The organism is Aeromonas media, assembly GCF_020423125.1.
In the GTDB taxonomy this organism is placed as follows: domain Bacteria; phylum Pseudomonadota; class Gammaproteobacteria; order Enterobacterales; family Aeromonadaceae; genus Aeromonas; species Aeromonas media.
In genome coordinates, this window is record NZ_CP075564.1 from 4,131,116 (window position 1) to 4,151,694 (window position 20,579).

Here is a 20,579-nt window from a genome sequence, read left to right on the forward strand (position 1 = left end):
GAGTCGGCCGACTACTTGGTTAGTTGATGGACCAGCCGGGCGGCCACGCGGGCGCTGCGGTTGTCCAGATCCAAACTCGGGTTGTACTCGGCCAGATCGGCAAGCCTGAGCTTGCCGCTGGCCCGGATATGGGCGATCAGGGGCTCGATGACCGCCAGCTCGACGCCGCGGGCGGCGGGGGCGCTCACCCCCGGCATCACGGCGGCAGGCAGCACGTCGAGATCCAGGGTGAGGTAGAGGTGGTCGCAACGGGCGACAAAGGCATCCAACCCGTTCAGAAGCTCGGGCAGGTCAGCCGGAGTCATCTCCTCGTCCAGCACGTGCCAGACCCCCAGTTCATTGGCGCGGGCAAACAGCGCTTGGGTATTGGCGGTCTCCGCCACCCCGAGGCAGGCGTAAGTAAAGGGCGTACCCTGGGCGGCGCACTGCTCGGCAATCTGGAAGAAGGGGGTGCCCGAGCTTGCCAGCTCCTGTTTCATGCGCAGGTCAAAGTGGGCATCGAAGTTGATGATGCCGACCCGGCCCTTGCCACCCAGATGGCGATTGAGACCGCTCCAGCTGCCGAAGGCCACCTCGTGGCCGCCCCCCAGCACCAGCGGGAAGTGGCCCAGCTCCAGCGCGCTCGCAACCCGTTCCGCCAGACGGTCGTGGGCGGCATCGAGATCGCCGTCCTCGCAGCGCACGTCGCCGCCGTCATGGACAAGTCGGCCCAGATGCCAGGCGGTGTTGGCCAGCAGCTTGCGTATCGCCAGCGGTGCGGCGGCGGCGCCGACCCGCCCCTTGTTGCGGCGCACCCCTTCGTCACAGGCAAAACCGAGCAGCACCACGCCGGGCTCGCTGTCGGCTTGCCAGGGTTGCACCTTGTTGTGCCAGCGCAGGGCCAGTTCACCATCTTCCGGATCCTGGCGCCCCTGCCAGACCGACATGTCGGTCATGTTGAACTTATCCATGGAGCGTCTCCTCCCCGTTGAGGACCCGGCTGACCAGTTGATCGACCCCGATCAGGTAGCTGATCTCGGAGGGGTGGGCGCAATTCCAGATCAGAAAATCGGCCTGCATACCCACCCTCAACTGCCCCAGACGCTCCTGCTCGCCGAGCGCCCGGGCGGCGTGGCGGGTCACCCCGGCCATGGCCTCCACCGGGGTCAGGCCGAACAGGGTGCAGGCCATGTTCATGGCCATGCGCAGGGAGACGATGGGGGCCGTGCCCGGATTGATGTCGGAGGAGACCGCCATGGGCACGCCCGCCTTGCGCAGGGCGGTGACCGGCGGCAGCTTGGTCTCCTTCAGGAAATAGAAGGCGGTAGGCAGCAGGGTGGCGACCACGCCACGGTGGGCCAGCGCCTGGATCCCGTCCTGATCCAGATACTCCAGGTGATCCACCGAGAGGGCACCGAAGTTGGCGGCGAGCGTGCTCCCACCCAGGTTGGAGAGCTGCTCCATGTGCCCCTTCACCGCGAGATTGTATTGATCCGCCGCCAGATAGACCTGCTCGGTCTGGGCCAGAGAGAAGCCGATGTGCTCGCAGAAGACATCCACCGCATCCGCCAGACCCGCCTCGGCCGCTGCCGGGATGATCTCCTGGCAGATAGTTTCGACCCAGGAGTCGGGATCGTCGCGGTACTCCGGCGGCACCGCATGGGCGGCCAGCAGGGTGGTCTTGACCCGGATGGGCAGCGCCTCCCCCAGTCGGCGGGCGACCCGCAGCATCTTGATCTCGTCCGCCAGGGTGAGGCCATAGCCGGACTTGATCTCCACGGTAGTGACCCCTTCCCGGATCAGGGACTTGATCCTCGGCACCGCCAGCTCATAGAGCAGATCCTCGCTGGCCGCGCGGGTGGCCCGCACAGTGGAGAGGATGCCACCCCCCTTGCGGGCGATCTCCGCATAAGGGACCCCCTTCTGGCGCAGCTCGAACTCTTCAGCCCGGCTGCCGGCAAAGATGAGGTGGGTGTGGCAATCGATGAGGCCAGGGGTCACCAGCCTGCCCTTCATGTCGCGCCAGTGGGCGGGATAGGGCCCCTTGAGATCCTGCATAGGGACCAGGGCGTGGATCCTGCCTTCATGCACGCCGAGGGCATGGGGTTCCAACAGACCGTAGTCCGCCAGATCGGGGCGCAGTGTGGCGGGTGTCACGTTGAGCCAGACCCGCTCGCAGTTCAACAGTTCCTTGTTCATACCGACCTCTAAATGTATATACAATAATTTATAGCCGATCTCTGATGAGAAAGAAAGGATCAAGTTCACATCTTGATAACAGCGGTTTCATTAGAGTTTAAGCACAAAAAAGCCCACCAATAGGTGGGCTTTGAAAACAAGATATGTATATACAATTAAGCCAGTCGGGTCTTGGAGCTCAACTTGTAGCGGGAGCCTGGCGAGAGCAGGCGGGCATAAGAGACCAGAAAGCCATCCGACCAGGTGCGGCGATGCAGCAGCAGGCAGGGGGTATCGACCCTCACCTGCAGCAAGCCCGCCTCGCCGGCGCTCGGCAGCACCGCCTCCACCACGTGCTCCATCTCGGAGAGCGGGCAGATTTCCATCAGATAGCTGTTCGGCGTCTGCCTCGTGAAGTCCTGCTCGCCATAGCCGGGCAGACGCTCGGCATCGACGAAACGCTCCTCCAGTTGCAGCGGCTCCCCATCGGCCTGATGGACGATCAGGCTGTGAAAGGTGGGCGCCCCGACCCGCAAACCCAGTCGCACCGCCACCTTCTCGTCGGCAGCCTGACGCTGCAGGCGGATCACCCGGGCACTGTACTGGCTCCCCCGCTCGGCGATCTCGTCGGCTATGTTGCGAATGGCCAGCAGCGGCGACTCGGCACGCCTGTCCGCCACGAAGCTGCCGGATCCGGCGGTGCGATTGAGCCAGCCCTCGGCCACCAGTTCACGCAGCGCCTTGTTGACCGTCATCCGGCTCACGGCAAACTGCTCGCACAGGGCGGCCTCGGTCGGGATCCTGTCGCCCGCCTGATAGTGGCGTTCGCGGATCCCGTCCAGGATGTGCTGTTTGATCTGCAGATAGAGGGCGGGTGCCACCAATAGATTCCTCAGCGACGACGGTGAGGCGGACGCATGTCCGGCCAGGCGCGGTAGACGTCCGGGATCTGATCAGGGCCGCTGATGCAGAGATCGAGATCGTGCAGCAGACCGTCCTTGATGCCGTAGATCCAGCCGTGCACCGCCAGCTCCTGCCCCTTGCGCCAGGCATTCTGGATGATGGTGGTATGGCAGACGTTGGCGACCTGCTCGGCCACGTTCAGCTCGCACAGGTAGTCGAAGCGCTCGTGCTCATCCTCGATGGCTTCGAGCTCTTCGCCGTACTTGAAATAGACATCCTTGATGTTGCGCAGCCAGTTGTCGATGAGGCCCAGCTCCTGGTTCTGCATCGCCGCCTTGACGCCGCCGCAACCGTAGTGGCCGCAGACGATGATGTGCTTCACCTTGAGCACCTCCACCGCGTATTGCAGCACGGAGAGGCAGTTGAAATCGGTGTGTACCACCAGATTGGCGACGTTGCGGTGGACGAAGACATCCCCCGGCAGCAGCCCCATCAGCTGGTTGGCGGGAACCCGGCTGTCGGAACAGCCGATCCAGAGGTACTCGGGCGCCTGCTGGGCGGATAGGGTAGCGAAGAACTCGGGATCTTCGGCCTTGATCCGTTCCGCCCACTCGCGGTTGTTGGTAAACAGGTCGTTCAACAGTTTCACTTCTGCTCTCCCTAACTGTGGCAGTGGCGGCAACATACCATACACAAGGGTAACCAAGGCAAGGCCGACCAGATCTCCGCGAAACAAAAACAGGACCATCAGGCCCTGTTTTCTACAAGAGAATGCCCTCAGGCATTCATGGCGTCTTTCAGCTTCTTGAGCGCGTTCTTCTCAAGCTGGCGCACACGCTCGGCGAATGCCCTCAGGCATCCATGGCGTCTTTCAGCTTCTTGAGTGCGTTCTTCTCAAGCTGGCGCACACGCTCGGCCGAGACGCCGTAAGTATCGGCCAGCTCCTGCAGGGTGGTCTTGCTCTCGTCATCGAGCCAGCGGGCACGGATGATGTGCTGGCTACGCTCGTCCAGGGTCGCCATGGCCGCACTCAGGCGACGGGTGGCATGGCTGTCCCAGTTGTCGTTCTCTATGGTCGCGGCCAGATCGGAAGACTTGTCTTCCAGATAATGGACGGGGGCGAAGCCGCCTTCATCCTCATCGTCACCAACCAGATCGAAGGCCTGATCGTAATTGCTCATGCGCGCTTCCATCTCGGTGACGTCCGCGGCAGAGACCCCGAGATCCGCGGCAACGGCCTGCACCTCTTCGTGGTTCAGCCAGCCCAGACGCTTCTTGGACTTGCGCAGGTTGAAGAACAGCTTGCGCTGGGCCTTGGTGGTGGCCACCTTGACCATGCGCCAGTTGCGCAGCACATATTCGTGGATCTCGGCCTTGATCCAGTGCACGGCGAAGGAAACCAGGCGCACCCCGACACTCGGGTCGAAGCGCTTGACGGCCTTCATCAGGCCGATGTTGCCTTCCTGCACCAGATCGGCCTGAGGCAGGCCATAGCCGGAGTAGCTCTTGGCCACGTGAACGACAAAACGCAGATGCGACATGACCAGCTGACGGGCAGCCTCGAGGTCGCCACCCTGCTGCAAACGCATCGCCAGTTCACGCTCTTCCTCCGCGCTCAGCACGGGGATCGAGTTGACGGCCTGGATATAGCCTTCCAGACTACCTTGCGGAATCATAGCCATAGTGCGTTGCAATGAAGTTCCCATGTTCTACCTCTTACTTTTCAATCGAATCAGTCTAACACCCTGAGAGGGTCTGTCTACTGACCGGGAGTCATTCTGCGGCCCACATCAAACACAAGTCAAACATCGGCCTCAGCGTGAGCCCGGCCTATCTTAGGCCGACGGGATGAATCATGAATGAACGGTCAAAAAAAAGGGGTCACAATGAAGGACCCCTGAAAAGTAGCATGCTAAGTCCATTGTTGCGGAGCTCGCAACCTTCACATGCTTGCCAAGTCAGACGAGCAAGGCAGAGGGGCCACACCCGTATACATTCTGTTGCACTAGATAGACTGTTTATAAATCAAAAGGTTCACAGGATCCAAATATGATCCTTGGCGTAGGCATCATTCAGATTACTCTGAGAAAGTGGCCCGTGCCAGAAACGGGCCACTCTTTTACTTGATCCAGTTCGCAAAATCCAGCGCTTTAAAATGCTGATAAATTAATCAGGACGGTTCTATGTCACGAATGTGCCTGTGCACCGAGAACCAGGACGCGATCAACCCCAGCAAGGCCCCCAGCAGTATGAGGTTGAAGCCGTCGAACGCCCCCATCCCCACCAGCCGGAAGTTGCTGTTGTAAAGCCCCGCCAGCTCCTTCACCACCCCCTCGCTCCAGATCACCATTACCTCGGTCAGCCACCAGGCCAGCATGCCGCCGATGACCCCGAACCAGATGCCGGTGTAGAGGAAGGGACGGTGAATGAAGGCATCGGTCGCCCCCACCAGCTTGAGCACTTCGATCTCGGATCTCTGGTTGAGAATATTGAGCCTGAGGGTGTTGCCGACGATCAGCAGCACGGCAGAAAGCAGCAGCACCGCTATGCCGGTGATGGTGTGGCGCAACAGGTTCATGATCCCCTGCAGCCGGGTCAGCCACTGCAGATCCAGCTTGCCCTGCTCGATGCCGGGTTCGTTCTCCAGCTTGGCGAGCAGCTCGGCGGCCCCTTCCGGATTCTGCCAGCGCGGATCCGGGATGACGCTCAGCACCGGCGGTAGCGGGTTGCTGTCGAGGTAATCCAGAGCATCGCCGAAACCGGAGATCTCGCGGAACTCCTTGAGCGCCTCGTCCCGGTTCATATAAGTGACGGATTCCACCTCGGGATAGAGCAGGATCCGCTGCTTCATGTCGAGGATGCTCTGCTCCGGCAGATCCTTGCGCAGATAGAGGGAGATCTGGGAGCTGGTCTGCCAGCTCCCTTCCACCACTTCGGCGTTCTTCAGCAGCACGTGAAAGCAGGAGGGCAGCGCCAGACTGACACCAAGCACCGCCAGCGTCATCAGGGAAGCAAGCGGATTGCGCCACAGCTCTCCCAGGCTGGCAAAGGCCTGACGCACGTGGTCCACACCGTACATCATCAGACGACGCAGCGGCGGCTGTTTATGACGAACGATAGCCATCAGCTCTCCTCCTGCTCTTGGGAATACATGCGCCCTGCCTTCAGGGTCAGGGTGCGATAGCGCATGCGGGCGATCAGCCCCAGATCGTGGGTGGCAATCAGCACCGAGACCCCGAAGCGGTTGAACTCCTCGAACAGCCGCATGATGTCCATGGAGAGCTGAGGATCCAGGTTGCCGGTTGGTTCATCCGCCAGCAGCAGGGGGGGCTTGTTGACGATGGCGCGAGCGATGCCGACCCGCTGCTGCTCACCACCGGAGAGCATGCGTGGCTGGTAGCGCTCCTTGCCGAGCAGGCCGACCTTGTCCAGCGCCGCCGCCACTCGCTTGTTGATGTCAGCATGGCTATAGCCATCGATCACCAGGGGCAGGGCCACGTTGTCGAACACGGTTCTGTCCATCAGCAGCCGGTGATCCTGGAAGATCATGCCGATCTGGCGACGCACATAGGGGATCTGGCTGCGCTGGATATGACTGACGTCATCGCCATGGAAGAAGACGCGCCCATCGGTCGGCCGCTCCATCACGCTGATGAGCTTGAGGAGGGTACTCTTGCCCGCCCCCGAGTGGCCGGTCAGGAAGGCCATTTCCCCCTTGCGCAGGTGGAAGCTGACTTTCTGCAGCGCCTGATGGCCACCGCTGTATACCTTGCTGACCTTGTCAAAACGGATCATAACGGTTTCCTGATATTGACAAACCCCGACCTGGGCCGGGGTATGGAACACTTACTCATCGCGGCCGGACTCATTCATCGCGGCTGAAGAGTGCCTCGATAAAGTCGTTGGCAACGAAGGGACGCAGATCGTCGATCCCCTCGCCCACCCCGATGTAGCGGATCGGGATCTGGAACTTGTCGGCCACCGCGAAGATGACGCCGCCCTTGGCGGTCCCGTCCAGTTTGGTGAGGGTGATGCCGTTCAAGCCCACCGCCTCGCTGAACAGCTTGGCCTGGCTCAGGGCATTCTGGCCTGTGCCCGCATCCAGGGTCAGCATGATCTCGTGAGGCGCTTCCTCATCCAGCTTCTTCATCACCCGCACCACCTTCTTGAGCTCTTCCATCAGGTTGCTCTTGTTCTGCAGGCGGCCAGCGGTATCGGCGATCAACACGTCGGCACCTCGGGAGCGGGCTGCCTCGATGGCGTCATAGATGACGGAGGCAGAGTCGGCGCCAGTGTGCTGGGCGATCACCGGAATATTGTTGCGCTGACCCCACACCTGCAACTGCTCGACCGCAGCGGCACGGAAGGTATCACCCGCCGCCAGCATCACGCTCTTGCCTTCGGCCTGGAACTGCTTGGCCAGCTTGCCGATGGTGGTGGTCTTGCCGACGCCGTTCACGCCGACCATCAGGATCACATAGGGTTTCTTGCTGGTGTCGATCACCAGCGGCTGCTCGACTTTCGCCAGCATCTCGCCCATGTCCTGCTTGAGCAGGCCGTAGAGCGCCTCGGCATCCTTGAGCTGCTTGCGATCCGCGTGCTGCACCAGGCTTTCAATGATGCGGCTGGTGGTATCCACGCCGAGATCAGCGGTCAACAGCTGGGTCTCCAGCTCCTCGAACAGCTCGTCATCGATCTTCTTGCCACGGAACAGGCCGAAGAAGCCGGAGCCGATATTTTCCTTGGTGCGCACCAGGCTGCGCTTGAGGCGGGCAAAGAAGCCCTCCCGCTGCGGCTTGTCCTGAGTGTCGTCGTCCACCTTGGCGGCCAGCGGCAGGGCTGCCAGCGCGGCGGCATCCGCCTCCATCTCGGCCACCAGACGCAGATCTTCCGCTCTCTGGGCCTCTTTGGCGATACGAGCCTCTTCCGCAGCCTCTGCCTCGGCGGCAACACGAGCAGCTTCCGCAGCCTGTGCCTCGGCAGCAATACGAGCAGCTTCCGCAGCCTGTGCCTCGGCGGCAATACGAGCAGCTTCGGCAGCTTGTGCCTTGGCGGCAACACGAGCGGCTTCCGCAGCCTGAGCCTCGGCGGCAACACGAGCAGCTTCGGCAGCCTGTGCCTCGGCGGCAACGCGAGCGGCTTCCGCAGCTTGAGCTTCAGCGGCAACACGGGCGGCTTCCGCAGCCTGGGCCTCAGCGGCAACGCGTGCAGCTTCCGCAGCCTGGGCCTCGGCGGCAACGCGTGCAGCTTCGACAGCCTCGGCCTCGACGGCAACACGGGCGGCTTCCGCAGCCTGTGCCTCAGCAGCAACGCGAGCAGCTTCCACAGCTTGTGCCTCGGCGGCAACACGAGCGACTTCCGCAGCCTGAGCTTCGGCGGTAACACGGGCGGTTTCCGCAGCCTGGGCCTCAGCGGCAACGCATGCAGCGTTGGCGGCCTCGGCTTCAGCGGCGATCAGAGCCTCATTGACGATGACGGGCTCGAGTTCGGAGGCAGGTTCCTCCACCACCAGGGGACCTTCGTCAGGGGTCGCCAGGGGCGCCTCGTGCAATACAGCAGGGGCCTCGGACTCGGCGACAGCCGGGGTGGCGTCAGGGGCCTGTGATTGGACGGCCTCAGCCTCTTCTTTCTTGCGGCCGAAACCCAGCCAGGAAAACAAACCTTTTGCCATCTAAAAAATACTCACTTCGTTGGCTGACTGCTAAGATAGCCGTCCCTCGGCGGGTCGGCATAAAAATGAACCGCCTTATACTACCACTTTATTTTCTGACGACGAAACGCGATGCCCAGAGTGAAATCCAGCCGTAACAGCCCGAGCAAGAGCCCAACCCCCCAGGGGCGAGCGGGCGTGGTAAGAATCATCAGCGGCCAGTGGAAGGGCCGTAAACTGCCGGTCAGGGATGTGGACGGACTCAGACCCACCACGGATCGCGTCAAGGAGACCATCTTCAACTGGCTGGCCCCTCATGTCCGTGGCACCCGCTGTCTCGACCTGTTTGCCGGCAGCGGCGGCCTGGGGCTGGAGGCGTTGTCGCGCTACGCCGAGCAGGTCACCCTAGTCGAAATGGACAAGGGGGCCGCCGATCAGCTCAAGAAAAACCTGCTCACTCTGGGTTCAAGCCAGGGACAGGTGATCCAGGCCGATGCGGTAAGCTGGCTGCAAGGCCCCGCCACCCCCTTCGATCTGGTGTTCCTGGATCCGCCGTTTCGCCGTGAACTGCTGCCCCAGGTGTGCGATCTGCTGGAACAGCGCGGCTGGCTGGCGCCGAATGCCCTCATCTATCTTGAACGAGAAAAAGAGATGAGCGATCTGCCCCTTCCTGCCAGCTGGAAACAACTCAAGGACAAACAAGCGGGTCAGGTCTGCTATCAGCTCTATCTGCGGGACATCCAGGATGACGCTGCGGTTTAAATGCCGGGTAGGTACGGGAGGTGGGCGCTATGCCCCTCCTCGTCAATCTGGGCAACGACTCAAGGACAAGCAGGCCGGTCAGGTCTGTTATCAACTCTATGTACGGGAGGTAGGCGATGAAGCGGGTGTTTAATCTATTGGCGATGGGTGTGTTGCTGTTCTTCTGGTTCGGCGTGGTGCTCGCCCTGCTGGGCACCCTGCCGGGCAAACTGAACGGCTTTCTGCCGGTTTGCGGCGTCATCGTGATACTGATGCACTGGGTACAGGCGAGCATGATCAAGGCCGCCTGCAAGCCCTACTTCGCGGTCACTCGCCTCGAATTCACTCAGGTGCTGATCTTCGGCGTGTTCGGCATGATGGAGATCCGGGCCAAGCTGCAAGCCATCATAGATGCCAGACAGAGAGGCGAAACGCCGCCCAGGGTCGACTAACCACCGGCAAATCGAACCAGAAGGAGTGATGCGTCACTCCTTCGCTTTTTTCCCCAGGCTGATCCCGAGCTTGATGGAGAGCACCGCGAGCAGCAGCAGCATGGCGATGAGGGAGAAGAAGTTGCTACCAAGCTCCGGGTACTGCACCTTGAGCAGCGCCGAATGGCCGAACACCCCGATAAAGAAGCAGAGCAGGATGCAACTGGGGGTATTGCCGACCATGGGCTCGTGGCGATAGTGCTGATAGAGCTGGTAGGCCGCCAGCAGCAGGGCGATCAGGGGGAAGAAGGAGAAGGGCACAACCGACTCGGTCAGCACCGACAGGAAGGCATCACCGCAGATGCCGATGAGCAGGGCCAGCAGCAGGGGTTTCTTCGGGATCGCGTTCGATTCATGCATGGGACTGTCCATCCTTGACTTATGAGAGAGATTCGCGGCGCTTGCGGTTCAGAACCTCGGCGCCCATGGCGATCATTCGCAACTGGCTGATGGTGCGTTCCGACAGTGCCCGGCACTCTTCGGGCGTCATGTCGAGGGCGTCGGCACCGGCGCTGAAGACGATGGTGACCATGGCTTCGGCCTGGATGTAGGCCTCTTCCCGTGGCGCCTGTGTGGTCGCCTCCAGATAATCGGTCAGCTCGGCGATGAAGTGCTGGATCTCGCGGGCCACCGCCTGGCGAAACGCCGCAGAAGTACCGGAGCGCTCGCGCAGCAGCAGCCGGAAGATGTTCGGGTTGTTTTCAACGAATTCCATGAAGGTCTGCACCGAGGTGCTGATGACGCTGCCACCACCGGCGATGCGCTGGCGCGCCTGGCGCATCAGCTGGCGCAGGGTCAAGCCGCCCTCGTCCACCAGGGTCAGCCCCAGCTCTTCCATGTCGCGAAAATGACGATAGAAGGAGGTCGGCGCAATGCCCGCCTCCCTGGCCACTTCCCGCAGGCTGAGGTTGGAGAAGCTGCGGTTGGCACAGAGTTGACTGAACGCAGCGTCGATCAGCGTACGCCGGGTCTTTTCTTTTTGTTGCGCGCGAATACCCACGAAAACAGTCACCTTGCGATTAGCGAGGCCAGATGATAACCCGAAGGCGGGGCCTGGATCAGGTTTGTCTCCGACTTTTTTACCATTGACCCGCATTCCGGCTCAATGGAGAATAGTGGACAGCTGTTCGCTGAATGGAGCCGAGTGAAATGGACCGCCCCCCGATCATCATGACCAACACCCTGCTGTTTGCCCTCTCCGGGCTGACGGCACTGATTGCGGTACCCTGGTACGGCCTGACCCATGGCTATGACCTCTGGCAGTGGAGCAGTTTCCTGCTGCTGTTCTGCTATTGCGGCATCTCCATCACCGCCGGCTACCACAGACTCTGGTCACACAAGGCCTACAAGGCCCACCCGGCCCTGCAATGGTTCTTCGCCATAGGCGGTGCCCTCGCCCTTCAAAACTCGGCACTCCACTGGTCGTCCGATCACCGCCGTCACCACCGCCACGTGGATGACAATCAGAAGGATCCCTATAGCGCGGGCCGCGGCTTCTGGTACTCCCACATCGGCTGGATGCTGCGTGAATACCAGCGCGAGATCTACCACGACTACAGCAACGTGCGGGATCTGCAGAACAATCCCGTGGTCGCCTTCCAGCACAGGCACTATCTGGCGCTGACCCTGGCCACCAACATCGGCATCCCGCTGCTGCTCGGCCTGATCCACGGCGATCTGCTTGGCATGCTACTGCTCGCCGGGGTGCTGCGCATGGTGATGACCCATCACACCACCTTCTTCATCAACTCCCTTGCCCACATCTGGGGCAGCCAGCCCTTCACCGACCGCAACAGCGCCCGGGACAACGGCATCCTGGCCTTCTTCACCTTTGGCGAGGGGTATCACAACTTCCATCACCTGTTCGAGAACGACTACCGCAACGGCATCCGCTGGTGGCAGTTCGACCCCACCAAGTGGTTGATCCGCATCGCCGCCTGGTGCGGGCTGGCTAGGGATCTCAGATCCTGCCCTGAGGAGCGAATCGAGCAGGCCAGGCTGGAGATGCAGCTCAAGCGCGCCCAGGCCAGACTGCACAAGCAGGATGACAGGGAGCTGTGGCAGGCGCTGCTGCAGGAGGAGTACGACAAGCTGAGCCTGCAGATCCAGCACTACTACGCCAACCGCAAGCAGTTGCTGGAGCAGCGCAAGCGCAAGGCGCTGGCGCGCTACGACAGGCTCAAGCTGCAGCTGGAATATCGCAACCTTCGGGATGGCTTCCTCGTTGCCAAACGCAACTGGAGTCGCCTGCTGGCCGGCATCGCCTGAGACGCTCAGGAGCCCGGATCAAGAAGACCGCCTGCTGGCAGTCTTCTTGTATGCGCCCCAAAGGCGAGAAACAAAAAAATGGGGCGACACTCGCATGTCACCCCCTCGCAAATAGCATGTTCCGTATTGGGATCCGGCAATAACGGGGATCTTTGCCGCATCACGGGTTTCCGCTCCCGATCCGCAGTATCTGCCAGAACACTCCGGCCGACCCATTCCCTTACCCCCTTCACCCACACGGCAGGCGAGCCGCCGTGTTTGTCCTTGCAACCGAAATACTACGCAGTTAATTAAAATAAAAAACCGTTTTATACGGACCTCTATGCAGACCGAGTAGCAGCATCAGGGTTCACCACCAGATATAAAGTGATTAAAAACAATACGATAAAATCTCAATCCGGTTTTGGATGGCAAACGTTATCCTCGAAGGCGCACAAGGCTTTGCGAGATCTCGCACAAGCCAGGCCCCTCTCACAGCCAGGGGTGCAACGGCAACCAGTCGCTCAGTCGCGCCAGCAGGCGCCGCAGCGTCGAGGGGGGCGCCACCACAGGATGCGCCGCTGCCTGTTGCCACCCGCAAAGCCAGTGCCTCAGCTCGGCACAGAGCGCCGTGCAGCGCAGATGCAACATCAGCTCGGTGTTGAGCATCAGGGAGCGGGGATCCAGATTGAAGCTGCCGAGCAGGGCCTCCTCCTCCCCCATCAGGATCAGCTTGGCATGCAGGCTGTGGGCCTCACCCGCCAGCTCGGCCAGCACTATGCCCTGCCGCTCCAGCCAGGGGCGGTGGCGCCGATAGGCGCCATACACCAGGGGCACGTCTGTGCTGGCCAGGGAGTTGGTCAGGATCTCGATGCCAACCCCCGCCAGGCGTTGTCGCTTGAGATGGCGGCGCAGGCTCCGGGTCAGGATCAGGTAGGGGCTTACCAACCGCAGCGTCTCCCTATTGCCCGCCAGCTTGCGTCCCAAGCGGGGCGCCGTGGTCGGCCGGGAGATCAATCCCTTGCCGGGCCGGTCAAACCAGCACTCTCCGAACCCCGGATGCCAGCCAAGGGGAACCGACACCCCATCGAACAGGCTGGCGGGCAGATCGTAGACCATGGCCACCACAGGGTCGGTCAGGGTGAGCAGGAAATCGTTCACCGCGCGGATCTCGGCGGGCAGCAGGGGGCGCCGCAACAGGCGCCGGATGGGGTGGCTCCAGCGGCTGCGCCAGAACAACTCGAAGCCCTGCTCGACCTGGCGGCAGAGGGGGCCCCGGCAGACCAGATCCAGATCGACGAAGTGAGGGGACGCCCCCAGCCCGAAGTAACGATCGCCGATGTTGCGACCCCCGATCACCGCTTCGCGGCCATCCACCAGCAGCAGCTTGTTGTGCATGCGGTGGTTGATGCGACGGAAGCTGAGCAGGCCTTCCAGCAGCAGGGTCAGGGGGCGCCAGCCCCTCAGCCAGAACGGATTGAACAGCCGAACCTCGATGCCGGGCTCTGCCGCCACCACCTCCAGGAAACGGTTGTCGCCAGCATAGAGGTCGTCGATGAGCAGCTGAACCCGGACCCCTCGCCGCGCCGCATGGAGCAACTCCGACAGCAGCAGCTTGCCGCTGCTGTCCTCTTCCCAGCTGTAATACTGGGCCTGGATCCGGCTGCGGGCGCCGCGGATCAGCTGGCAGCGGGCCTTGAGGGCGGCGCCGGGATCGTCGAGCAGGGCAAAGTCGGCGGTGAGCAAGGGTCATCTCCTTGTCATGAGGCGGTGGCATAACCCAGACAACCGCCCCGATTGCAGCATGTCAAGGAGTCGATGATGGAACTGCGCGACCACCCCTCCCTCAGCCAGCGACCACAGGCCAGCCAGCCGGATCCCACTCCCGCCAGGCTGCTGACCCCCTGGTACCAGCAGCACCGGGATCAGGGCTGGGAGACCCTCCCCCTTGCGCGTGAGGATGGCCTTTCCGACCGGCACTGACACTCAGGGTTGCGCCGCCTCTATGGCCTCGGACTTGCCCTCCAGCTGGGGCAGGCTGAAGCGGTAGGCTACGTAATACTTGTAGATGGTGCCGACGTAGTTGATGGGCCCCTGGCCGACCTCGTTGGCCACCAGCTGCTCCACGTTGCCAAACCAGACGTTCGGGTCCAGCCCCCTCTCCCTCGCCCTGGCCTGCAGCGCCTGCACTCGGTTCGGGCCCGCATTGTAGGCCGCCAGGGCGAACAGGTGGCGGTTGAGCCTGTCCATCCCGGGATCGTTGAAGTAGGTATCGAGAATGAGCCGCATGTAACGGCAGGCCGCCTCCACATTGCCTTCCAGGCTGGTGAGCCTGGCACCGCGGATCCCCACCTCGCCCCCCGTGCTCGGCAGCAGTTGCATGATGCCGACCGCCCCGCGGTGGGAGCGGACATTGGGGTTGAGCCCCGACTCCTTGTAGGCCAGCGCCGCCAGCATCAGCCAGTCGAGCTGATATTTGTCGGCCTGGGCTTCCAGCACCTTGCGGATGGTCGACAGCCGCCCCAGGGGATCCGGTGCCAGTATGTTGCTCATCTGGTCACTCTGGGCCATCAGGCGGCGCAGGGTCATGTCGCTGTAGAGGGTGCGTTTGCTCGACTCCGAGATATAGGCGTTCACCGCCTTGAGCAGTTCGGGGCTGTTGTTGCGCAGCGCCCAGGCACTGCGTCCCTTGTCCCGCAGCGGGATCAGCTTGTGGGCCTTGAGGCCCCCTATCATGTCGAGCCAGATCCGTCCCTTGAAGCTGTCGGTGACGGTCAGCGGTATGATGCCGGCCGCCACCATCTCCAGCAGATCCCCGTCCTGCAGGTACTCGGGCACCGTCTCTATGTAGACGGGGGGCAGCCCCAGCTCGCGGAACAGCCAGTTGAGCTGATGCAGGCTCTCGTAATAACTGGAGCTGGCCCGTACCCAGATCCGCCGACCGGAGAGCTGGGTGATGCGGTTGAAGCCCGTCAGCTCCCGCTGGCTCACCACCCACTCCTCGATGGGCGAGATGAGCGGCTGGGAGAAGGTGACCTGCTCGCGCCGGGTCGGCGTCACCGTCAGGTTGGCCGCCACCAGATCCCCCCGCCCCTCGGTGAGATAGTCCAGCAACTTGTCCTGACGCACCGGTATGTAGATGATCTTGAGCTTGAGCTTCTCCCTGGCGAGATAGGTCTGGTTCAACCAGCGCTCGAAGCCTTGCAGTTGATTGACCAGGATGCCGTACTGGGCACCCTTGTCGAAGAAGAAGAAGCCCCGTTCATAGACCACCAGGGCCCTGAGTTCCTTCTTTTGCAGTATGTGTTCGAGATCCCCGGGTTGGGGCAGGAGTTTGGGTTTGACGTCCGCGGCGCGCGAAGGGGCATCACCAGGCTGGGAACCGAGATCCGCCGCCAGCAGCGGGAGAGAACAGAAGACCAGCAGGGCCCAAAGCCATCGCATCATGATGTAGTCACCTTCTGTGGGTCGACTCGAGCCGGATGATTCCCCGCCAAGACAAGGCCTGGAACAGATGACAGAGTGCCATCAGGGTATCAGGTCACCCCTCTGCACCAGAGCGACGCGTGCCGGACTGGAACCGGAACGTCCGTGGGATAACTCACTATACAACGCAAAGAGAGGGAAAAGGCGAGGGGCAACGCAATACGGCAGGCAAGCCTGCCGTCTCATCAGGGGCTCAGATAGAGCGGGCACGCATCTCGAAAATCAGCTTCTCGGCGGTGCAGGTGAATTGCAGGCGGGCCTTCAGGATCACGCCGTCTGCGCCCTGGGTCAGTTCGCTGTCGATCACGGCTTCGGCGGTCACCTGCTTGGCCAGCGCCTCATAGGCTGCCAGCTTGGCACGGGCGTCGGCTTCTGCCGCAGCCTCGATCACCAGCTCCATCACATCGTCGCCTTCACCTATGATGGTGCCGATCTCGGCGAAACAGCCGCAGCTGTCGCAGGTTTCATTCAATTCCACTTTTTCGTCTACAGACATACTTCCACTCCTACTCATTTCGGATGTACTTCATCGTCACGCAAGGCTTTACGAAAATCCCTGATGGCGGTGCCCAGATCCTCACCGGCGCCGGCCAGGCGTTTGCTGCCAAACACCACGACGACGACCACCAGCAGGATCAACAGATGCCAGATATGAATTCCACCAAGTCCCATAGGGCGACTCCTGACAGATAGATACCCGTTGTTTGTATCAAAAGAAGGCGCAACGATTGTTGGGCAAAATCAAGGCAGGCGCAAGTTGGCAGGAAAATCGTCAAAAGACATAAAAAGATACGGCGGCCTTTGGCCGCCGTATGAGTCGGTGCTACTTGTCCCCTCAACCGCTACATCCTGTACCAGCCGCCATGAAGGCGAGAGACAGTTCGAGCATAGGGTCGCCAAGATATGAAAACAAATGGTATAAATTCATCTAAGAATTGAAGAGGATTCATATCATGTTGCTGGAACAGCTCGGGCGCATAGACCTTAATCTGTTGATTATCCTGCAAGTCTTGCTGGAGGAGCGCAATGGCAGCCGGGCTGCCCGTCGCCTGCATCTGAGTCAGTCGGCCGTCAGCAAGGCGCTAGGCCGTCTGCGGGAAACCTTCGACGACCCCCTGTTCGTCCGTTCAGCCTACGGGCTGGACCCCACCCCGCGCGCCCTCGATCTGCAGCAGCAGTTGCAACCCATACTGCTGTCGCTGGACAACCTGATCCAGCCCCCCGCCTTCGATCCCGTCAGCACCGAGCGGGAGTTCGTCATCGCCAGCATGGACAGCGCCTTCACCCTGTTCGCACCGCTCTACCTCAGCGAGCTAAAGCGTCAGGCACCGGGGATCCGGCTGCGTTACGAGGAGTGGACAGAGCACAGCCTGACCGAGATGAGCCAGGGTCAAGTGGACATCGCCTTCACGGTGCGTGAGAACTGCATCAATTCGGATTTCAGGCTGGATACCCTGCCCAATGCCATCTGCCAGCGACTGCTCGCCATCGATGATCTCACCTGTCTGGTACAGCGGGATCATCCGGCGCTGCGCGAACCCGAGTGGGATCTCCCCCGCTACCTGGCCTATCCCCACGTGCAGACCTATTGCGAGGGGCGCGACCGCTGGATGCTGGATCACAAGCTGGCGGAGCAGGATCTCTATCGCCGTATCGAGGCGACCGTGCCCTCCTTCGAGGCGGCGCTGCGCATGGGCATGCACTCGGACATGATAGTGACCCTCTCCCGGCTCTATGCCCGTCACGCGACCCAGGTCTATCCGCTGGTGCCGCTGCCGCTGCCCATCGCCCTCGACAGCATCTCCCACCTGCTCATCTGGCATCAGCGCCACGAGGAGGATCCGGGACACCGCTGGCTGCGGGAGACCCTGCTCGCCCTCATCATGGGCAAGCTGGAGAGCCCGCCCGGCGACCCGTTCCGCGCGGACGAGGCGCTGGCCGTCATGGACGCACAATAAGAAAGGGGCTGCCTGGCAGCCCCTTTCTTCTTACCCCTTGCCCGTCACCGCCAGATAGTGGTGCACGCCATCCAGCAGCATCTGCACCGAGATCATCACCAGCAGCATACCCATCAGCCGCTCCACGGCGGTGAGTCCTCGCTCACCCAGCAGCTTGTTGAACAGCTCGTAGAACATCAGTATCACAGCGCTGGCGCCCCAGGCCATCAGCAAGGCCAGGGACCAGTCCGCCATCCGGGTCGGCTCCTGGTTCGCCAACAGCAGCAGGGAGGCCAGGATGGAGGGGCCCGCTATCATGGGAATGGCCATGGGCACCAGGAAGGGCTCCTCCCCCGCCGCCAGCCCGGTCACGCCACCGGGGCTAGGGAAGATCATCTTGATGGCGATGAGGAACAAGATGATGCCCCCGGCGATGCTGACCGCCTCCTGACGCAGGTTCAGGAAGCTCAGGATCTGCTGACCGGCAAACAGGAAGCCCAGCATGATGCCTAAGGAGAACAGCAGCTCGCGGATCATCACCTTGCGCCGCCGCTTGGGATCGACATGGCGCAGGATGGAGAGGAAGACCGGCAGGTTGCCCAGCGGATCCATGATCAGAAACAACATGACGGCAGCGGAGAACGTATCCATACAGGTTCCCGGGCGTTGCCCAGGCCAAGCCTTTAACAGAGGGGGGAGAGGGCGAAATATAACAAAGGAGACGGGATTCGGCGAGCGCCCCGGTGCGCTCGCCGCGGGATCAGCCGTGGTTGCAGATCTTGTCGGCCCGGGTCTGGAAGCCCTGTTCGGACTCGATGAACTTGCCGCGTTTGGCCAGAAAGTCGATCAGCGCCGCCACATCCATCTCGCTCGCGCTGCAGGTATGGAAACGGGCATCGGCGCCAAAGTGCGCCTCAATCGCCTCCTTGAGGCTGGCCCGGGTAAAATGGCCCCCCTCTTCCAGCATCATCTCCATTACTTCGTGACCGTGTATCGACTGGGACATCTCAAACCTCTTTAATCATCATGTCAGATGTCAATTAGAGCCTGAACCCCGTCTCCCGATCTTGATGTAAGCCAACAAAACGCCTTTTTTAGCGCCCCCAGGCTGGCCGGGAGCATCGCTTTGTCGATAATGTGGCAACCTGATCGGGGGATGGCTACACTAGCGCCCCTTTGCCATCGCAGACAGAAAATAAGGACATTGGCGTCATGCTGTTCCATGGATTGGTCTTCAAGCCCTGGCGGATCTGGACCCGCCGCCCACTCTGGTTGAAGACCCTGCTCGGCATGCTGACCGGGATCGGGCTCGGGCTCGGCTTCAGCGAGCAGGCACTGCTGCTCAAACCCATCGGCGTCCTGTTCGTGAACACCATACAGATGCTGATGGTGCCTCTCATCTTCTGCTCCGTCATCGCCGGTCTCACCGCCCTGCTCAAGGGCAAGACCCTCGACCGGATCGCCGGCAAGGCCATAGGTCTCTACCTCTGCTCCACCGCCGTCGCCATATGCATCGGCCTGGTGATGGGCTGGCTGCTGGAACCCGGCATGGGTGCCAATATGGGACCCTACGAGCGGACCGGCGTGATGGTGCAACCGACCCTGGCCAGCGTGCTGAGTCATCTGGTGCCCCACAACCCGGTGCAAGCCATGGTGGATGGCAAGATCCTGCAGGTGATCGTGTTTGCAGTGGCCCTCGCCCTGGCCCTCAATGCCACCGGGCGGCGTGGCCGCCCCGCCATTCTGTTCTTCACCTCCCTGGCGGAGGGGATGTTCAAGCTGACCCAGATGGTGATGGCGCTGGCCCCCTATGGCGTCTGCGCCCTGATGGCCTGGATGACGGGCAAATACGGGGTGAGCCTGCTGCTGCCCCTGCTCAAGGTGATCGGCGCCGTCTACCTCGGCTGCCTGCTGCATGTGCTCGGGGTCTACAGCAGCCTGCTGATCCTGCTGGCCCGCCTCAATCCGCTGCACTACTTCAAGAGCATCGTCGACGCCCAGGCGGTGGCCTTCACCAGCAGCTCAAGCAGCAGCACCCTGCCCATCAGCCTGGCCTGCGCCGAGCGCCGGCTGGGGGTCTCCCCCGCCATCACCGCCAAGGTGCTGCCCATCGGCGCCACCATCAACATGGATGGCACCGCGCTCTATCAGGGGGTGACGGCGCTGTTCGTGGCCCAGGCGTTCGGCGTGGATCTGCACGTGGTGGACTACCTGACCATCATCAGCATCGCCACCCTGGCCAGCATAGGCACCGCCGGCACGCCGGGCACCGGGCTCATGCTGCTGACCCTGACGCTGACTGCGGTGGGATTGCCGCTGGAAGGGGTGGCGCTGATCGCCGGAATAGACAGGATCCTCGACATGGCCCGCACCACTGTCAACGTCTCCGGCGACATCCTGGTGTCAGTGCTGATCGCCCGCAGCGAGAAGGAGCTGGATCTGGCGATCTATCACGATGCCAGCGCGGGTGAGGACATCGACTTCACCCTGCGCTGAGGGACGGGAGAAGGGGAAGCTCTCAGTGATCCTGGGGATCGTGATGGCAGCGCCAGCAGATATCGAAGTTGGCGCCGTTCTCCTCCCCGCACTGGCCGCACAGCCAGCCATTGCCCTGGCGCTGCTGGTAGCGCTCGATGATCCTGCCCGCCCGTCGGCGATCCTGCTCGCACACCATCAGGGTCACCTGCAGCAGATCCACGGGCAACTCCCCCAGCGCCCCCGAGAGCCCCTCTCCACTGAGGCGAACTCTGACCCCTTCGACCTCTAACGCCCCCTTCAAGGCGTGCGCCTCCAGGGAGTGAGAGGCCCGATACAAGTTAATCCACTGCTCCATATATCCTCTCCTCACAACAGCCTGCCTGATCATCGACCCGTCCCCAGAGGGTGGACCCCTCGATACCGGCTTCGAAGCCACTGCGCCGTGGCTGTCCTCCACCGGTACTCAGGTTAATGGCCATTTTCATATGT

General features: G+C 61.9%; 23 protein-coding genes. 6 read left to right on the top strand and 17 right to left on the bottom strand.

Annotation, left to right across the window (positions count from 1 at the left end):
- Nucleotides 1–11 precede the first annotated feature (11 nt).
- The 8 genes from hutG to ftsY all read right to left on the bottom strand — a co-directional run bounded on the left by hutG (nucleotide 12) and on the right by ftsY (nucleotide 8,731).
- Nucleotides 12–950, bottom strand: coding sequence for a formimidoylglutamase (hutG, locus tag KI797_RS19115; RefSeq protein WP_226170661.1), 939 nt, complete (start codon nucleotides 948–950; stop codon nucleotides 12–14).
- On the bottom strand, nucleotides 943–2,178 hold the full coding sequence (hutI, locus tag KI797_RS19120; protein ID WP_226170663.1) for an imidazolonepropionase: 1,236 nt from the start codon (nucleotides 2,176–2,178) through the stop codon (nucleotides 943–945). The genes hutG and hutI overlap by 8 nt, the downstream gene beginning before the upstream one ends.
- 155 nt (nucleotides 2,179–2,333) lie before the next feature.
- The gene (gene hutC, locus KI797_RS19125; RefSeq protein ID WP_043131324.1) at nucleotides 2,334–3,038 is read right to left on the bottom strand and encodes a histidine utilization repressor; all 705 of its coding nucleotides are present in this window, start codon (nucleotides 3,036–3,038) and stop codon (nucleotides 2,334–2,336) included.
- A gap of 11 nt (nucleotides 3,039–3,049) precedes the next feature.
- Nucleotides 3,050–3,709 carry a carbonate dehydratase gene (can, locus tag KI797_RS19130; protein ID WP_041206790.1) on the bottom strand — a complete coding sequence of 220 codons (660 nt, stop codon included), beginning with the start codon at nucleotides 3,707–3,709 and terminating at the stop codon, nucleotides 3,050–3,052.
- Nucleotides 3,710–3,911: 202 nt separating this feature from the next.
- A complete protein-coding gene (rpoH, locus tag KI797_RS19135; RefSeq protein WP_043131310.1) occupies nucleotides 3,912–4,766 on the bottom strand; it encodes an RNA polymerase sigma factor RpoH in 855 nt (284 codons plus the stop codon).
- Nucleotides 4,767–5,230: 464 nt separating this feature from the next.
- The gene (gene ftsX / locus KI797_RS19140; RefSeq protein ID WP_005323432.1) at nucleotides 5,231–6,184 is read right to left on the bottom strand and encodes a permease-like cell division protein FtsX; all 954 of its coding nucleotides are present in this window, start codon (nucleotides 6,182–6,184) and stop codon (nucleotides 5,231–5,233) included.
- Nucleotides 6,184–6,855, bottom strand: a complete 672-nt coding sequence (ftsE, locus tag KI797_RS19145; RefSeq protein ID WP_005323433.1) for a cell division ATP-binding protein FtsE — start codon at nucleotides 6,853–6,855, stop codon at nucleotides 6,184–6,186. Before ftsE ends, ftsX begins: the two co-directional genes overlap by 1 nt.
- Nucleotides 6,856–6,925: 70 nt before the next feature.
- Nucleotides 6,926–8,731, bottom strand: coding sequence for a signal recognition particle-docking protein FtsY (ftsY, locus tag KI797_RS19150; protein WP_226170665.1), 1,806 nt, complete (start codon nucleotides 8,729–8,731; stop codon nucleotides 6,926–6,928).
- Between the two features lie 111 nt (nucleotides 8,732–8,842).
- On the opposite strand from ftsY, the gene rsmD reads away from it, so the two are divergent.
- Together rsmD and KI797_RS19160 are read left to right on the top strand one after the other, a co-directional pair.
- On the top strand, nucleotides 8,843–9,472 hold the full coding sequence (gene rsmD, locus KI797_RS19155) for a 16S rRNA (guanine(966)-N(2))-methyltransferase RsmD (protein ID WP_226170668.1): 630 nt from the start codon (nucleotides 8,843–8,845) through the stop codon (nucleotides 9,470–9,472).
- A 116-nt stretch (nucleotides 9,473–9,588) separates the two neighbouring features.
- Nucleotides 9,589–9,903 (top strand): DUF1145 domain-containing protein, encoded by a 315-nt coding sequence (locus tag KI797_RS19160; protein ID WP_043131306.1) that lies wholly within the window; start codon nucleotides 9,589–9,591, stop codon nucleotides 9,901–9,903.
- A 33-nt stretch (nucleotides 9,904–9,936) separates the two neighbouring features.
- Here the strand turns inward: KI797_RS19160 and KI797_RS19165 are convergent, their stop codons facing one another.
- Nucleotides 9,937–10,302 carry a YijD family membrane protein gene (locus KI797_RS19165; protein WP_042650560.1) on the bottom strand — a complete coding sequence of 122 codons (366 nt, stop codon included), beginning with the start codon at nucleotides 10,300–10,302 and terminating at the stop codon, nucleotides 9,937–9,939.
- A 19-nt stretch (nucleotides 10,303–10,321) separates the two neighbouring features.
- Nucleotides 10,322–10,942 carry an HTH-type transcriptional repressor FabR gene (fabR, locus tag KI797_RS19170; RefSeq protein WP_005323438.1) on the bottom strand — a complete coding sequence of 207 codons (621 nt, stop codon included), beginning with the start codon at nucleotides 10,940–10,942 and terminating at the stop codon, nucleotides 10,322–10,324.
- 149 nt (nucleotides 10,943–11,091) lie between these two features.
- Between fabR and KI797_RS19175 the strand changes: the two genes are divergently transcribed.
- A complete protein-coding gene (locus KI797_RS19175; RefSeq protein ID WP_182787314.1) occupies nucleotides 11,092–12,210 on the top strand; it encodes an acyl-CoA desaturase in 1,119 nt (372 codons plus the stop codon).
- 471 nt (nucleotides 12,211–12,681) lie between these two features.
- On the opposite strand, the gene KI797_RS19180 is transcribed toward KI797_RS19175, so the two are convergent.
- On the bottom strand, nucleotides 12,682–13,935 hold the full coding sequence (locus tag KI797_RS19180; RefSeq protein WP_226170671.1) for a phospholipase D family protein: 1,254 nt from the start codon (nucleotides 13,933–13,935) through the stop codon (nucleotides 12,682–12,684).
- Nucleotides 13,936–14,007: 72 nt separating this feature from the next.
- Between KI797_RS19180 and KI797_RS19185 the strand changes: the two genes are divergently transcribed.
- Complete coding sequence (locus KI797_RS19185; protein WP_005323441.1) at nucleotides 14,008–14,172, top strand: hypothetical protein; 165 nt, start codon at nucleotides 14,008–14,010, stop codon at nucleotides 14,170–14,172.
- 3 nt (nucleotides 14,173–14,175) lie between these two features.
- On the opposite strand, the gene KI797_RS19190 is transcribed toward KI797_RS19185, so the two are convergent.
- The 3 genes from KI797_RS19190 to tatA form a co-directional block, all read right to left on the bottom strand.
- The gene (locus KI797_RS19190; protein WP_042650557.1) at nucleotides 14,176–15,636 is read right to left on the bottom strand and encodes an MltF family protein; all 1,461 of its coding nucleotides are present in this window, start codon (nucleotides 15,634–15,636) and stop codon (nucleotides 14,176–14,178) included.
- A 232-nt stretch (nucleotides 15,637–15,868) separates the two neighbouring features.
- The gene (locus KI797_RS19195) at nucleotides 15,869–16,171 is read right to left on the bottom strand and encodes a YfcZ/YiiS family protein (RefSeq protein ID WP_042650556.1); all 303 of its coding nucleotides are present in this window, start codon (nucleotides 16,169–16,171) and stop codon (nucleotides 15,869–15,871) included.
- Nucleotides 16,172–16,185: 14 nt separating this feature from the next.
- Nucleotides 16,186–16,347 (bottom strand): twin-arginine translocase TatA/TatE family subunit, encoded by a 162-nt coding sequence (tatA, locus tag KI797_RS19200; protein ID WP_005323446.1) that lies wholly within the window; start codon nucleotides 16,345–16,347, stop codon nucleotides 16,186–16,188.
- A gap of 281 nt (nucleotides 16,348–16,628) precedes the next feature.
- Here tatA and KI797_RS19205 point away from each other — a divergent pair, with 281 nt between their 5' ends.
- Nucleotides 16,629–17,633 (top strand): LysR substrate-binding domain-containing protein, encoded by a 1,005-nt coding sequence (locus tag KI797_RS19205; RefSeq protein ID WP_226170673.1) that lies wholly within the window; start codon nucleotides 16,629–16,631, stop codon nucleotides 17,631–17,633.
- Nucleotides 17,634–17,663: 30 nt separating this feature from the next.
- On the opposite strand, the gene KI797_RS19210 is transcribed toward KI797_RS19205, so the two are convergent.
- Both KI797_RS19210 and KI797_RS19215 read right to left on the bottom strand, forming a co-directional pair.
- Nucleotides 17,664–18,263: a YhgN family NAAT transporter gene (locus tag KI797_RS19210; protein ID WP_042650554.1), complete on the bottom strand. Its 600-nt coding sequence runs from the start codon at nucleotides 18,261–18,263 to the stop codon at nucleotides 17,664–17,666.
- 109 nt (nucleotides 18,264–18,372) lie between these two features.
- Nucleotides 18,373–18,618 carry a YecH family metal-binding protein gene (locus KI797_RS19215; protein WP_161507648.1) on the bottom strand — a complete coding sequence of 82 codons (246 nt, stop codon included), beginning with the start codon at nucleotides 18,616–18,618 and terminating at the stop codon, nucleotides 18,373–18,375.
- A 206-nt stretch (nucleotides 18,619–18,824) separates the two neighbouring features.
- Here KI797_RS19215 and KI797_RS19220 point away from each other — a divergent pair, with 206 nt between their 5' ends.
- Nucleotides 18,825–20,108: a dicarboxylate/amino acid:cation symporter gene (locus KI797_RS19220; RefSeq protein ID WP_043131292.1), complete on the top strand. Its 1,284-nt coding sequence runs from the start codon at nucleotides 18,825–18,827 to the stop codon at nucleotides 20,106–20,108.
- Between the two features lie 22 nt (nucleotides 20,109–20,130).
- Here the strand turns inward: KI797_RS19220 and KI797_RS19225 are convergent, their stop codons facing one another.
- Nucleotides 20,131–20,445 carry a putative signal transducing protein gene (locus KI797_RS19225; protein WP_025325406.1) on the bottom strand — a complete coding sequence of 105 codons (315 nt, stop codon included), beginning with the start codon at nucleotides 20,443–20,445 and terminating at the stop codon, nucleotides 20,131–20,133.
- Between the last annotated feature and the right edge of the window lie 134 nt (nucleotides 20,446–20,579).